At 71.3% G+C, this 14,037-nt stretch carries 13 protein-coding genes; 9 read left to right on the top strand and 4 right to left on the bottom strand.

The window, feature by feature from the left end:
* Positions 1–155 precede the first annotated feature (155 nt).
* Both KAK06_RS04740 and KAK06_RS04735 read left to right on the top strand, forming a co-directional pair.
* Positions 156–737, top strand: a complete 582-nt coding sequence (locus tag KAK06_RS04740; RefSeq protein WP_210800772.1) for a TMEM175 family protein — start codon at positions 156–158, stop codon at positions 735–737.
* Positions 738–773: 36 nt separating this feature from the next.
* Positions 774–1,232 carry a hypothetical protein gene (locus KAK06_RS04735; protein WP_210800771.1) on the top strand — a complete coding sequence of 153 codons (459 nt, stop codon included), beginning with the start codon at positions 774–776 and terminating at the stop codon, positions 1,230–1,232.
* Here the strand turns inward: KAK06_RS04735 and KAK06_RS04730 are convergent, their stop codons facing one another.
* Together KAK06_RS04730 and KAK06_RS04725 are read right to left on the bottom strand one after the other, a co-directional pair.
* Positions 1,233–3,275 (bottom strand): sensor histidine kinase, encoded by a 2,043-nt coding sequence (locus tag KAK06_RS04730; RefSeq protein WP_210800770.1) that lies wholly within the window; start codon positions 3,273–3,275, stop codon positions 1,233–1,235.
* Positions 3,272–3,964: a response regulator transcription factor gene (locus KAK06_RS04725; RefSeq protein ID WP_210800769.1), complete on the bottom strand. Its 693-nt coding sequence runs from the start codon at positions 3,962–3,964 to the stop codon at positions 3,272–3,274. Before KAK06_RS04725 ends, KAK06_RS04730 begins: the two co-directional genes overlap by 4 nt.
* A 159-nt stretch (positions 3,965–4,123) precedes the next feature.
* Between KAK06_RS04725 and KAK06_RS04720 the strand changes: the two genes are divergently transcribed.
* Genes KAK06_RS04720 through lepB form a run of 3 tightly spaced genes read left to right on the top strand, consistent with a single transcriptional unit; the run spans position 4,124 to position 7,594 of the window.
* Positions 4,124–5,419 carry an SPFH domain-containing protein gene (locus KAK06_RS04720; protein WP_210800768.1) on the top strand — a complete coding sequence of 432 codons (1,296 nt, stop codon included), beginning with the start codon at positions 4,124–4,126 and terminating at the stop codon, positions 5,417–5,419.
* A gap of 1 nt (position 5,420) precedes the next feature.
* The gene (locus KAK06_RS04715) at positions 5,421–6,869 is read left to right on the top strand and encodes a hypothetical protein (RefSeq protein ID WP_210800767.1); all 1,449 of its coding nucleotides are present in this window, start codon (positions 5,421–5,423) and stop codon (positions 6,867–6,869) included.
* A 56-nt stretch (positions 6,870–6,925) separates the two neighbouring features.
* The gene (lepB, locus tag KAK06_RS04710; protein WP_210800766.1) at positions 6,926–7,594 is read left to right on the top strand and encodes a signal peptidase I; all 669 of its coding nucleotides are present in this window, start codon (positions 6,926–6,928) and stop codon (positions 7,592–7,594) included.
* On the opposite strand, the gene KAK06_RS04705 is transcribed toward lepB, so the two are convergent.
* On the bottom strand, positions 7,595–8,875 hold the full coding sequence (locus KAK06_RS04705) for an HD-GYP domain-containing protein (RefSeq protein WP_210800765.1): 1,281 nt from the start codon (positions 8,873–8,875) through the stop codon (positions 7,595–7,597).
* A gap of 197 nt (positions 8,876–9,072) precedes the next feature.
* Here KAK06_RS04705 and KAK06_RS04700 point away from each other — a divergent pair, with 197 nt between their 5' ends.
* The 4 genes from KAK06_RS04700 to KAK06_RS04685 are packed head-to-tail and all read left to right on the top strand — an operon-like array spanning position 9,073 to position 12,740.
* Positions 9,073–9,927, top strand: coding sequence for an AAA family ATPase (locus KAK06_RS04700; protein ID WP_210800764.1), 855 nt, complete (start codon positions 9,073–9,075; stop codon positions 9,925–9,927).
* Positions 9,924–10,142 carry a hypothetical protein gene (locus KAK06_RS04695; RefSeq protein ID WP_210800763.1) on the top strand — a complete coding sequence of 73 codons (219 nt, stop codon included), beginning with the start codon at positions 9,924–9,926 and terminating at the stop codon, positions 10,140–10,142. The genes KAK06_RS04700 and KAK06_RS04695 overlap by 4 nt, the downstream gene beginning before the upstream one ends.
* The gene (locus KAK06_RS04690; RefSeq protein ID WP_210800762.1) at positions 10,135–10,728 is read left to right on the top strand and encodes a GNAT family N-acetyltransferase; all 594 of its coding nucleotides are present in this window, start codon (positions 10,135–10,137) and stop codon (positions 10,726–10,728) included. The genes KAK06_RS04695 and KAK06_RS04690 overlap by 8 nt, the downstream gene beginning before the upstream one ends.
* Positions 10,729–10,742: 14 nt before the next feature.
* Positions 10,743–12,740, top strand: coding sequence for a S9 family peptidase (locus tag KAK06_RS04685; protein WP_210800761.1), 1,998 nt, complete (start codon positions 10,743–10,745; stop codon positions 12,738–12,740).
* Here the strand turns inward: KAK06_RS04685 and KAK06_RS24490 are convergent, their stop codons facing one another.
* Positions 12,741–13,949 carry a GGDEF domain-containing protein gene (locus KAK06_RS24490; protein ID WP_210800760.1) on the bottom strand — a complete coding sequence of 403 codons (1,209 nt, stop codon included), beginning with the start codon at positions 13,947–13,949 and terminating at the stop codon, positions 12,741–12,743.
* Positions 13,950–14,037: the final 88 nt, after the last annotated feature.

The following is a 14,037-nucleotide window of genomic DNA, read 5'->3' as shown; positions in this document are numbered from 1 at the left end:
GCAGACGGCAGCCAGGCTGGCGGCGCTGTCCGTGGGGCGGGCTGGATTCAGCGGCCTCTTGCCAGCGCAAGGGCGGGTGCCCTGCGACTCGGCAAGAGTGGCGAGCGGGCCCGCGCGGTGCGGCGCCGACGACGCCATGCGAGGAACATCCGACGATGCACAAGACCCGGCTCGAGGCCTTCAGTGACGGCGTGATCGCCATCCTGATCACCATCATGGTGCTGGAGATGAAGGTGCCGCACGGCGCCGCCCTGGCCGACCTGCAGGGGCTGCTGCCAGTGTTCCTCAGCTACGTGCTGAGCTTCATCTACGTGGGCATCTACTGGAACAACCACCACCACATGCTGCACACGGTGCAGCGCGTCAATGGCGGCATCCTGTGGGCCAACATGGCGCTGCTGTTCTGGCTGTCGCTGGTGCCGTTTGCCACCGGCTGGATGGGCGAGAACCACTTCGAGGTGATGCCCGTGGCCCTGTACGGCGTGGTGCTGCTGATGTGCGCGCTCAGCTACTGCGTGCTGCAGCAGCTGATCATCCGCAGCCAGGGCGAGCAGTCGGTGTTGCGCGAAGCGCTGGGTGGCGACTGGAAGGGCAAGCTCTCCCTGGTCTGCTATGCGGTGGCGCTGGCGCTGGCGCTGGTGCAGAGCATGCCGGTACTGACCATGGCGCTGTACGTGCTGGTGGCCCTGATGTGGCTGGTGCCCGACCGCCGCATCGAGCGCCACTTGACGCACTGAGGTGGGGCGTGGCACAGGATTCGCTAAGCTCCGCCCATGACCCTCACCGCCTATGTGCTGATCGGCAGCCCGCGCACCCGCAAATCCACGCTGCTGCGCTGCCTGACCGGCTGTTACAGCCGCAACCTGCGCGACATCGAGCTGGCCAGCGGCCAGACCGTGCGCCTGTATGCCCGCGTCTCGGCGCTGCAGGACACCCGCACCACGCCGCAGGACTTCATTGCCGAGGTGCAGCGCCAGCGCTGCACCCACGCCGCCTTCATCCTGTCGCCCCAGGGCAGCCCGCTGGACCCGCAGGGCCTGCCGGATGCCCAGGCCTACCTGGATGCCTTTGGCCGCGCCGGCTGGCGCATCGAGCGCGTGGCGGTGCTGGGCGCTGACCCGGTCAAGCCGCAGGTGCCCGCGCGCGGCGCGGTGGCACGCTTTCCCAATGTGCTGCACCAGCCGGTGAATGCCAGCGCGGCGCTGCTGCGCCAGCACTTCGGCTGGCGCTGATCAGGCCAGTGGCAGCGTCAGCACCAGGCTGACGCCGTCGGTCTCGTTGCGGGCGACGATGGTGCCGCCCATCTTGGCCATCCAGGTGCGCGCCACGAACAGGCCCTGGCCGCGGCTGCCCGACTCGGCCGGCGCGTCCGACACCCCGTACTCGAAGATGCGCTCAAGCCGCTCCTCGGCAATGGTCCGGCCCTGGTTGCGGATGCCCAGTTCGGCGCGCTCCCCCACGCGCCGCAGCGTCAGCGTGATCGGTGTGTCCGGGTGCCGGCAGCGCGCGGCATTGCGCAGCACATGGGTCACCACGTCCTCCAGCGCGTACTCGTCGCCCTGCACGGCCAGCGGCCCGCCCGGGCCGTCGTAGGTCACGGCGCTGATGCCCGCATGCGGCGCGTTCTCGGCCACGTGGCGCAGGAACTGGTCCAGGTCCAGCGGGGCCAGGCCCAGCGCGGTGGACTCGAAGGCCTCGGTGGGCGAGGCCTGGCCATACAGCACGCGCACCGCCTGCTGCATGCGCTGGATGTAGCGGTGGCTGGGATCGGCCGGGTCGCCGTGCAGCGCCATCAGCGACTGCAGCGGCGACAGGATCTCGTGCCCCACCGCGTGCCACTGGTCCTTCTCCTGGCGGGCGCGGATGTGCTCGCGGCGCACGTCGTCGTTGACCCGCTGCATCAGCTCGGCCAGCGTGCCGGCCAGCAGGCCCAGCTCGTCGCTGCCGCGCAGCTCGCTGACCTCCAGGCGGATCTCGCCGCCTTCCTTGACGTCGCGCCGCACCGCCGCCGCGCGGCGGGTCAGCAGCGTGATGCGGCGGATCACCCGCAGCTCGATCGCGGCCCAGGTCAGGCCGATCGCCAGCAGCAGCGCACCGACGAACCAGGCCATGCGCGTGGCCACGCGGCCCAGCGCGCGGTCCACGCCGCGGCTGTCGCCCTCCAGGCGCAGCTCGTAGCGTCCGGTGGGGGTGGTCACGGTGTCGCTGGCCTGCAGCGGCGCCGGGTTGTCCTGCACCGGCAGCGCGCGGATCAGGCGTTCCAGCAGCGGCGACAGCGGCTGCGCCGTGTCCTCGGGCCCGCTGAGCAGCGCCACCTCGGTGGCCCGCTGCGGGCCCAGGCGGCGCACGCGCAGCGACTCGCCCGGCTGCAGCAGACGCGCCAGCTCGGCCAGCGTGAAGGGTGGCGTGGCGCCCGGCTGGTCGGAATCGAACAGCGGCGCAGCCGTGTCATCGCCCGGGCCCATCAGGCGCAGGTGCACCTCGATGCGGTCCAGGTCGGCCGGCGGCCAGACCGGCCGGCCGCGCGCGGCCTGCAGGTCCTCGCGGAACAGCTCGACCGGCAGGCGCAGCGAGTAGTAGCTGCGGCGCAGGCAGTCGTCGGCCTCGCCACCATCCAGGCAGCGGGCGTCCTGCCACAACCAGCCGCGGAAGTCGCGCTGCGGCCGCTCGGCCACGCTGGCGCCGTCCACCGCAAAGCCGGTCAGCTTGCCGCGCCCGGCGCTGGCCCCCGCGTCGGCCGGCAGCTCGTAGGGCGCCAGCCAGTGCCACTCGCGGCCGCGCATCAGCACCCGCACCTGCGCGCGATGGGCATGGCGGAAATCGGTGTCGCCCGGCGCGCGCGCCGCCAGCGGTCCCAGCGGCAGCTGGCCCACCAGGTACAGGAAGCCGCCGGCCGCCGGGTTGGCGCCCACCGCGGCGCACAGCTGCACCGCGTCGGCGTACTGCAGCGCGCAGCCGGCCATCTCCACCGCCTGCTGGGCCTTGGCGCGGTCGTCGAAGTCGATCGCGCCAAAGGGCAGCACCAGCGGCCGCAGCGGCGGCCCGGGCCGCGCCTCGGGGTTCATCAGGGCCAGCTGGCCGGTGGGATGGCGCAGCCGTCCACCGATTTGCGCCAGCGTCTGGTCCACCCCCTCGCGCCGGCTGCGCCAGGCGCGCTCCTTTTCCTCGGCCAGCAGCGTCAGCGCCAAGCCCAGCACCGCCAGCGCCAGCAGCGCGAAGGCCGCGCGGAAGAAGAAGCGCAGCCGCAGCGGGATGCGCGGACGCAGGCGGATCATCCCCAGCGGAACCCGCGCATCGGGATGTTGGCGATGCCGTCGAACGCGGGGTCGATCTCGCGCAGCGCGTCGCGGATGGTGCTGACGTGCTTGCGGATGTTGTCGCGGTTTCGCCCGCTCTTGACCACCTGGTAGAGCTCCTCGTAGCTGACCACCTCGCCCTTGCGCGCCAGCAGCGCGGCCAGGATGCGCTGCGCGGTCAGCGGCAGGTTGACCTTCTGGCCGCGCCAGATCGCGGCGCCCTGGCGCAACGGGTCGATCAGCACGGCGTCGGGATCGACCGTCGGCACCGCGGCGGCAGGCGCACGGTCGCGTGTGGCGCGCAGGATGTCGAGGAAGGTCTCGACGAAGTCGGCCTCCTCGAAGGTGGACTTCTGCAGGTAGTCCCAGGCGTCCAGCGCCTTCATGATGCTGCGGTAGATCGCCGCCGGCATGGCCGAGACCACCAGCACCGGCGTGCCCGCGTGGCGCTTGTTGATGGCATTGATCAGCGCCACGCCGGCATTGCGCTCGCGGCCCAGCTCAATGTCAAGCAGCACCAGGTCGTAGCGCTCGCGGGCCAGCGCGGCGTCGGCGCTGTCGCGGTCGAACCAGCAATCGATCTGCGCATCCGGGCGGGCGGCGGCGATCCAGCCGCAGAGCTGGCGGCTGGTGGGGGGATCGTCCTCGATGACGGCGATGCGGACCATGCGGCCGATTATCCCGGCGGCCCGTGGCCCGTGGTGTGAAGCTTTCTTCCGGGCAGCGGAGCAAAGACGCCCCGCCGGGGCCTGTTGCCTTCCGGGGCCGCTGCGAAGAATGGCTTCCAGGCCGTGAGGACACGGTCACCCACCCAAGGAAGCCTGCACATGGACACCCCCCGCCCCGCCCGATTCCCCCGCTTGAACCGCCTGGCCGGCGCCATCGGCCAGGGCCTGGTCCACGGCTGGCAGCACAGCCGTGCGCTGGCCCAGCGCAGCACCCGCCGGCTGCAGGACGGCCGCGCCTGGTGGCTGGGCGGCGCGGTGCTGGCCGGGGCCGCCTGGCTGCTGGTGCAGCACCCACCGCTGCAGCCCGTGCCGCGCGGCGAGGTGGGCCTGCGCACCAATGCGCTGACCGGCGGCGTCACCGAGCTGCGCGAGGGCAGCGCCCTGGTGCTGCCCGGCCTGCACCAATGGCGCCTCTATCCGCTGCGCGACGCGATCTACCACCCCAGCGGCAGCGCCCGTGCCGACGGTCCGGCGCCGTTCCAGAGCATCGAGGGCCTGTCGCTGGGCGTGGACCTGGCGGTGCGCTATGCGCTGGACCCGGCGCAGCTGGCCAGCGCCTCGACCCGCTGGCCCGATGACATCGGCGCCGGACTGGTGCAGCCAGCGGTGCAGGGCGTGGTCTACAAGAGCTTCTCGCGCTACACCGTGCGCGAGATCTTCTCGACCAGGCGCGCGCAGATCCAGGCCGAGATCGAGGCCGAGCTCAAGCCCCGTCTGGCCGCCGAGGGCATCGTGCTGCGCAGCGTGCAGCTCGGCCAGGTGGACCTGCCGGCCGACTACAAGCGCGGCATGGACGCGCTGCTGTCGGCCGAGCTGGCCACCGAGCAGATGCGCTACACGCTGGCGCTGAAGGAAAAGCAGGTCGAGCAGACCGCACTGGAAGCCCAGGCCGCCAAGGTGCGCCGCGAAAAGGACGCCGAAGCGGCGGCGCGCGAGCAGGTCATCGCTGCCCAGGCGCAGGAGGAGGCCATGCGGCATGTGCTGCCCTTCAAGCAGAAGCAGATCGAGCAGCGCGCGCTGGAGGCCGAGGCCGAGAAGACCGCCCGCATCAAGGGCGCCGAGGCCAGCGCCCAGGCGCGCCGCATCGAGAGCCAGGGCGAGGCCGACTCGCGCCAGAAGCTGGCCGACGCCGAGGCCTACCGCCTGCAGAAGGTGGGTCAGATCAACGCCGAACAGATGGCCCGCGAGGGCGCGCTGCTCAGCCGCCATCCGCTGCTGATCCAGAAGACCATGGCCGACAAGCTCAGTGACAAGGTGCAGGTCATCATCGCGCCGCCACCGGCCAACGGCGACTTCATCGGCGCCGCGCTGCTGGGCGGGGCCAAGGCCACCGCCACAGCCGCCGCCGACACCGCCGCCGACACCGCAGTCGACACCGCTGACGAGGTCCACTGACATGCCCGCCACCACCCTGGCCGCCGCCACGCTGGCCACGCTGGCCCTGGTCGGCCCCGACGGCGCCGCGCTGCGTGCCGGTCCGCACGACAGCGCCGGCCTGCAGGCCCAGCTGACGCCCGGCGACACCCTGGAGCTGCGCGGCGAGCGCCTGGACCACTGGCAGGTCTGGGACCACCGGCGCGAGCGCGGCGGCTTCGTCAAGCGCAGCCAGCTGCGCGTCATCGGCAGCGGCCCGGACGACGCCGCCAGCCTGCTGGCCGTGCTGCGCTTTCTGCGCGACCAGCCGGGCGCCGAGTCCTTGGCCATAGGGTATGCCGCCGCCTACCTGAAGGCGGTGCCGGCGCGGGAGCTGGGCAGCGAGCCCCTCGAGCTGATCGGCACGCTGGCCGAGCGCCTGGGCCGGCGCGCCAGCAGCCCGGGCGGCAGCGACAGCCGCCTGGCTGCGCAGCTCGACGCCGTGGCCGCCTATGGCGTGCGCCTGCTGAGCGTGGAGCGCGACGGCCGCATGCGCCTGTGCTACGACGGCGCCGCCTGGCGCCAGGTGCTGGCCTTGCCGCAGGCCGGCGCCGCGGCGCGCAGCCGTGCCCTGCTGGGCCTGACGCGTCTGGAGTGCATCGACCCAGGGCTGCCGGTGGTCGAGCAGGACGCGCAACTGCGCCAGCACGCCACGCTGCTGGCCAGCCTGCCTGACAGCGCCGTCGCCACGCTGCCCACCGAGCTGCGCCAGCGCCTGCAGATGCGCCGCGCCGCGGTGTGGTCGACGCTGGCCTTCCAGCAGGCGCGCCGCGGCGAGGACGCCCGACCGACCGGCGAGCAGGCGCTGGCAGCCCTGGCCGCGGTCGACAAGACGCAACTGTCCGACGAGGACCAGGCCGACTACACCGAGGCCGCGGTGCGCGTCGGCGCCAGCCGCTGGGCCGCCCAGGCGCCGCGCAGCGCGCCGGCCGGCACCCGACCGGCCTTCGTCACCCGCCCCGGCCGACCAGGCGAGACCTGCGTGCTGCTGCTCGACGCCGCGCATGGCGAGGCCGACCCGCTGCTGCGCCGCTGCACCTGGGGAGTGGTCTGGGCCGCATCGGCCGCTGGTCACCCGACAGGGCAAGCCGCCACCATCGCGGTGCAGCCGCTGGCCACCTGGCGTGAACTGTGGCTGGCCCGCCGCAGCGCGCAGGGCGGCTGGACACTCGAGGTGCTGCCGCCCGTGGCCGGCAACCCGCTGGGCGAGGACCTGGGCTATGTCGAGTCCGCCGGCTGGACGGCCGAGCCCTCGCCCCGGCTGCTGCTGGCCCGCGAGGCCCGCGCCGACGGCCGCTGGCAGCGCCGCTTCGAGGTGCTGAGCGCCGCTGATCTGACGCTGGAGCGCCAGGCCTCGACCCCCGACGTGCTGCTGGCCTTCAAGCGCTGGGCCGACCCGGCCTGGCGCAGCGGCAGCGTGGCACTGCGCTGACGGAACTTCCGCCGGAGCGCCTGGTCGTAGCGTGATCGAATCACAGGCGAGTGAGCATGCGCACCTGGCTCAAGAACAACCGCGGCTTCCTGGCCCTGCTGCTGGGCATGGGCCTGCTGCGCACTGCCGTGGCCGACTGGAACCCGGTGCCCACCGGCTCGATGCGGCCCACCATCCTGGAGGGCGACGTGGTGCTGGTCGACCGCCTGGCCTATGACCTGAAGCTGCCGCTGACGCATGTGGTGCTGGCGCGCCTGGGCGAGCCGCAGCGCGGCGATGTCGTCACCTTCGATTCGCCGCGTGACGGCACCCGCCTGATCAAGCGCCTGGTGGCACTGCCGGGCGACCAGGTCGAACTGCGCGCCGGGCACCTGCTGATCAACGGCCAGGAACAAGGCTACAGCGATGCCCACGAGGTGATGGAGGCGGTGCAGCCCGGCGTCACCTGGCCGGCGTTGCGGGCTCAGGAGCACCTGGCAGGTCGGCCCCATGCGGTGCAGTACCTGGGTGGCGGCGGGCACGGCCGCGACTTCGGTCCGGTGACGGTGCCGGCCGAACACTACTTCATGATGGGTGACAACCGCGACAACAGCGAGGACTCGCGCTTCATCGGCAGCGTGCCGCGCGAGATGCTGATCGGCCGCGCCACCCACACCCTGGTGTCGGCTGACATTCTGGGGGACTGGCGGCCGCGCTTCGAGCGCTTCGCCGCGCCGATGCAGTGATCAGCGGCGGGTGGGCAGGGCGTCGCCCGCCCACAGCTCGTCCAGGTGCTTGAAACCCCAGGTGGCGGGGTTTTCGCGCGCCTCGATGCGGTCGGTGGATGTCGACAGATCCAGCAGCTGCGGCGCCATCGGCATCTGCGACTTGGTCGAAAAGAAGACCTTGACGTTCGGCGCCGTCAGCGCGCTCGGGTTCTGCTCGACCACCACCGCCAGCCGGCCCGATTTCAGCCGCACCAGCGAGCCCACCGGGTAGATGCCCAGGCTCTTGACGAAGGCGGCGAAGATCGCCGGGTCGAAGTGGCCCTTCCACGAGGCCATCTTGGCGATCGACTCCGCCGGGTCCCAGCCGGCCTTGTAGGGCCGGTTGGAGGTGATCGCGTCGTACACGTCACACACCGCGCCCATGCGGGCCAGGCGGCTGATCTTCTCGGCCGGCAGGCGGTGCGGGTAGCCTGTGCCGTCCATGCGCTCGTGGTGGTGCAGGCACACGTCCAGCGCGCCCTCGCCCACGGTGCCCGATTCGGACAGCATCTCCCAGCCTCGCTCGGGATGCGACTTCATGATGCCGAACTCTTCATCGGTCAGCTTGCCGGGCTTGTTCAGCACCTCCAGCGGCATCGCTGCCTTGCCCAGGTCGTGCAGCAGGCCGGCGAAACCCGCTTCGCGGCATTCGGCCTCGTTCAGGCCCAGCTCGCGGCCCAGCGCCACCATCAGCGCGCACACCGCCACCGAGTGCATGTAGGTGTAGTCGTCCTGCGTCTTCAGTCGCGCCAGGCTGACCAGGGCGCCCGGGTTGCGAAAGACCGAACTGGAAATCTCTTCGACCAGCGGCAGGCACTGCTCAGCGTCGATGGCCTTGCCCAGGCGGGCTTCGGCAAACATCGAGGTGACCTGGGCCCGGCTCTGGCGGTACAGCGCGGCAGCCTGGGTGAGCTCCTCGCGCAGGCTGCGCGAAGCGGGCGGCAGGGGCGTTTCCGCGGCGCCAGGGTGCGCGGCCGCGGCGGGCGCGCTGCGCGCTGTCACCGGTGCCACCGCCGACACCGGGGCCACCGAGGCCACGCGCCGTGGGGCCGGTCGGTCGTCGCCCGGCTCGGCCACGTCCAGGCCTTTGTCGGGATCGATCCAGACCTCGGTGATCGCGCTGTTCTGCAGCTTGGCCAGATCCTCCCGGTCGCGGATGACGAACTTGGTCTTCCAGAACGGGTGGTCGATCCACGCGCCCTCCAGCGCATGCAGGTGCATGCCCAGGCGGACTTGTGTAACGGGGATCTTCTTGAGCATGGCGTAGCGAAGGCGATCACCGGCCCTGCGCATCGGCACGCACAACAGCCCGGATCAGGGACGACTGTGCCACCCCGCCCCGCTTCGAAACCCCGGAAAACAGCCCCGATTCCCTGCGCATTTGGCCCGGGCAACCCTGGCCGCGCGTGGCGCGAACGCCACGCATATACTGAATCGTCACCCCTCGACAGCCCCCCATGAAATTCCAAGGCACCGAGAACTACGTCGCCACCGACGACCTGATGCTGGCGGTCAACGCCGCGATCACGCTCAAGCGCCCGCTGCTGGTCAAGGGCGAGCCCGGCACCGGCAAGACCATGCTGGCCGAGGAGGCCGCGCGCGCGCTGGGCCTGCCGCTGCTGGAGTGGCACATCAAGAGCACCACCAAGGCCCACCAGGGCCTGTACGAGTACGACGCGGTCAGCCGCCTGCGCGACAGCCAGCTCTCTGATGCCGAGAGCGCCGAGAAGGTGCGCGACATCCGCAACTACATCGTCAAGGGCACGCTGTGGCAGGCCTTCGAGTCGGACACGCCGGTGGCGCTGCTGATCGACGAGATCGACAAGGCCGACATCGAGTTCCCGAACGATCTGCTGCGCGAGATCGACCGCATGGAGTTCCACTGCTACGAGACGCGCCAGACCATCCGCGCCAGGCACCGGCCGCTGGTCTTCATCACCTCGAACAACGAAAAGGAGCTGCCCGACGCCTTCCTGCGCCGCTGCTTCTTCCACTACATCAAGTTCCCCGACGCCGACACGATGAAGAAGATCGTCGACGTGCATTTCCCCGGCCTGAAGCAGGATCTGTTGGCCGCGGCGATGAAGAGCTTCTACGACGTGCGCAACCTGCCGGGCCTGAAGAAGAAGCCCAGCACCAGTGAGCTGATCGACTGGCTCAAGCTGCTGGTGGCCGAGGACATCCCGGCCGAGGTGCTGCGCAGCGGCGACGAGAAGGTGGTGCTGCCGCCGCTGGTGGGCGCGCTGCTGAAGAACGAGCAGGACGTGACCCTGTTCGAGAAGCTGGTCTTCATGCAGTCGAGGAACCGTTGAGCCCCTGGGTCGAAGGCGTCTCTGACGCGGTGGGCTTCATCGGCGGCGCGCTGGCGGGTTTCTGGCTGGGGCAGGCACTGGGGCTGGATCTGTTTGCCGAGGGCTATGGCGGCGCCAGCATCGGCGCCATCGTGCTGGTGGGCCTGGGTGGTGGCCTGGGCCTGCACGGTGCGCGCGCCTGGCAACGCGCCCAAAAAGGATCACGCGATGAGTGAACTGCTGCAGGCGGTGACGCTGCGCGGGCAGCACGCCAGCCTGGTGCCGCTGCACCCGGATCACGCTGCCGCGCTGGCCGACGCCGCGCGCGATGGCGAGCTGTGGCGGCTCTGGTACACCGTGGTGCCGCGCCCCGAGGGCATGGCCGCCGAGATCGAGCGCCGCCTGGGCCTGCACGCCGCGGGCAGCATGCTGCCCTTTGCGGTGCTGGATGCCCAAGGCGTGCCGGTGGGCATGACCACCTACATGAACATCGACCGCGTGCACCGCCGGGTCGAGATCGGCAGCACCTGGTACGCCCGGCGCGTGCAGCGCAGCGCACTGAACACCGAGTGCAAACGAATGCTGTTGACCCATGCCTTCGAGACCCTGGACTGCATCGCGGTGGAGTTCCGCACCCACCGCCTGAACACCCAGAGCCGCCGCGCGATCGAGCGCCTGGGCGCCCAGCTCGACGGCATTCTGCGCGCCCACCAGCGCACCGCTGACGGCAGCCTGCGCGACACGGCCGTGTACAGCATCACCGCGGCCGAATGGCCGACCATCCGGCAGCACCTGGACCACCAGCTGAGCCGCCAACGCTGAGGAGACACCCCGTCATGGCCCGCCACAAGCCCTTCACGATCGACGATCTCTGGCGCCTGGCGAGGATCGGCGCGCCCAGCCTGTCGCCCGACGGCGCGCAGGCGGTGGCCGCGGTGACCCGGCCCGATATGGCCGCCAACCGCAGCCCTGCCTCGCTGTGGCTGTTCTCCACGCTGGGCGGCCGCCCGCGCGAGCTGACCCGCTGCGGCGACAAGGACGGCGCGCCGCGCTTTTCGCCCCTGGGCGATCTGGTCGGCTTCGTTGCCCGCCGCGAACAGGAGGGCGCCAAGGACAGCGAGCCGCAGTTCTACGTCATCCCGCCCGATGGCGGCGAGGCACGCCGGGTGGGCAACGTGGCCACCGGCGTCGGCGGCTTCAAGTGGTTTCCGGATGGCCGGCGCATCGCCTTTGTGTCGTGGGTGCGACCGGGCCTGAAGGGCGCGGCGGCCCAGGCCAAGGCGCACCAGGCCTTCACCGAGCGCAAGGAGACCGGCATCGCCAGCGACGCCGAGATCGTGCGCTTCTGGGACCACATGATCCCGATGGACCGCGTGCCCCATGTGCTGGTGCTGGACCTGGACACCGGCCGCAGCACCGATCTGTTCGAAGGCACGCCCTACGAGCTCACCCGCTTCGAGCCCGACGAGAGCTGCTTTGACATCGCGCCCGACGGCCAGAGCCTGGTCTTTGCCTGGGACCCGGACCCGGCCAAACGCACCGACAGCCGGCCGGCGATCGTCGAGCTGCGCCTGCGCGGCAAGCGCTTCCAGACCCTGGCGCAGGACGCCGAGTGGGGCTTCACCACGCCGGCCTACGCGCCGGACGGCGAGGCCGTGGCCTTCCGCGCCTGCCACCGCGGCCAGAAACACACCATGCCCCAGCAACTGGGTCTGTGGCGGCGCGAGGACGGCGTCTGGGAGGTGCCCAGCGCCAACTGGGACCACGAGGTGCAGGCCCCGCTGCACTGGGAGGACGACGGTCAGGCCCTGCTCTTCACCGCCGAGCAGCGCGGCCGCCAGCACCTGTGGCGCTTCGATCTGCCGGATCGCCGCGCCGAAGTGGTGGTGGAAGGGGGCTGGGTGCTGGCTTTCGACAAAGCCGCCGGCACCGTGGTGACGCTGGCCGACACCGCCGATCACCCGGCCCGTCTGCAGGCCCATCTGCCCGGTGAGGATGTGCGCCGCATGGAGCACCTCAATGACCGCGCGCTGGCCGCGTTCGAGCTGGGCCGCACTGAAGAGGTCTGGATCACCGGCGCGCTGGGTGATGCGGTCCAGGTCTGGCTGCACTACCCACCCGGCTTCGACCCCAAGAAGAAGCACCCGGTGCTGCACACCATCCATGGCGGCCCGCACACCGCGCCCGGCGACAACTGGCACTGGCGCTGGAACAACAAGGTCTTCGCGGCCCAGGGCTATGTGGTGGCCAGCGTCAACTACCACGGCTCCAGCAGCTTCGGCCACGCCTTCAAGGACTCGATCTCGCACCGCTGGGGCGAGCTGGAGCTGCAGGACATTGAAGCCGCCACCGACTGGCTGCTGAGCAAGCGCTGGGTCGACAAGCGCCGTGTCTTTGCCAGCGGCGGCAGCTACGGCGGCTACATGGTGGCCTGGATGAACGGCCACTGCGCCCCTGGCCGCTACGCCGCCTACATCTGCCATGCCGGCTGCTACGACTGGACGGCCATGTTCGCCGACGACTGCTGGCCCTGGACCGGTGACGAGATGGGCGCCTGGTACTGGGAGGACCCGGCCAAGATCGCCTCGCAGAGCCCGCATGCCTTTGCCAGCGCCTTCAGCACGCCGACGCTGGTGGTGCATGGCGCGCTGGACTACCGCGTGCCCGACGCCCAGGGCTTTGCCTACTACAACACGCTCAAGGCGCGCGGCGTGCCGGCCCGGATGCTGTGGTTCCCGGACGAGAACCACTGGGTGCTCAAGCCGCGCAACAGCCGGCAGTGGCACCAGGCCTTCTTTGACTGGCTGACGCGCTACGACCGGGTCAAGACCTGATCAGGCGCCGGCCAAGGCCAGGCTGGCCGGGCGGCGATCGATCTGCACCCGGTTGCCGCCACCCGCCTTGGCCGAGCTGAGCGCCTCGTCGGCACGCAGTTGCAGCGCCGAGAATGACAGCTGCAGCGCCAGGTCGGCCGGCTGCACCGCCACGCCGACGCTGATCGTCAGCGGCACACGTTCCTCGCCCACGCGCAGGTTCAGGCCCGCCACGGCCTGGCGCAGGCGCTCGGCGGCCTCGGTGGCACCGTCGGCGTCGGTGTCGGACAGCAACACGCCGAACTGGTCGGCGCCCAGGCGAGCCACCACGTCGGTGGCACGGGCGGTCTCTTCCAGGCAGCGCGCCAGCTGCTGCAGCAGATCGTCGCCCTGGGCGTTGCCGTAGCGCTGGTTCAGGTGGCGAAAGCCGTCGATGTCGATCACCGCCATCGCGGTGGCGCAAGGGTGGCGCTGCATGCGCACCCGCTCGGCCTGCAGGGCCAGCATCCAGGCGCGGCGGTTGAGCAGGCGGGTCAGCGGGTCCTGGCTGGCCACCTCGCGCAGGCGCCGCACCAGGCGCATGATCACCAGGTACAGCAGCATCAGCTGGGTGGTGCTGAAGACCAGCAGCGCAGTCAGCAGCAGGCCGGTGCCGGCCGAGCTGGGCTGTGACAGGTCGAGCATCGGCGACTGCGGCGGCACCACCAGCGCCGAGGCAGCCCGGCCCATCAGCGCCGCGCCCAGCAGCAGCATCGGCAGGCTGATCGTCAGGGCGCCGGCCCAGCTGTGCTCGCGCATCAGGCCGCGCACCAGCTCGATGCCGCCGCGCAGCAGCACCCAGCCGATCGCCGACGAGAGCGTCAGCGCACGCACCCACTGCTCGCCCGGCTCCATGCCGATCAGCAGCATCGCCAGCACCGCCACGGCCAGCAGCAGCGCCTGCTCCAGATCGGCGGTGTCGCCGCGCAGGAACAGCGCATTGCCACGCCGCAGCAGCATGCAGCCCAGCAGGACCAGCAGGTTGCGCGTTGGCAGGCTCAGCTCCAGCGGCACATCCAGACCGGGCATGAACAGCACCGAGCCCAGGCCGATGCTCAGGCACAGGCCCATCCAGTGCAGCGCGGCCGACCGCGACAGGCCCAGCGTGGCCGCGCCCACCCACCAGCCGGCGCCGCACAGCGCCGCCTGAACAGCCAGGACAGCCAGCAAGGTATTGTTGACGTTGTTCACGGCCTCAGCGCCCGGACCTCCCCGGGTTCGACCTGCGCATTATGGGCACAAGCCGCTGCGGTGTCCCCTTCGGTGCCCCTGGGCGGCA

Source organism: Ideonella aquatica, assembly GCF_018069755.1.
Classification (GTDB): domain Bacteria; phylum Pseudomonadota; class Gammaproteobacteria; order Burkholderiales; family Burkholderiaceae_C; genus Ideonella; species Ideonella aquatica.
This window is presented reverse-complemented; position numbering and strand designations above follow the sequence as displayed.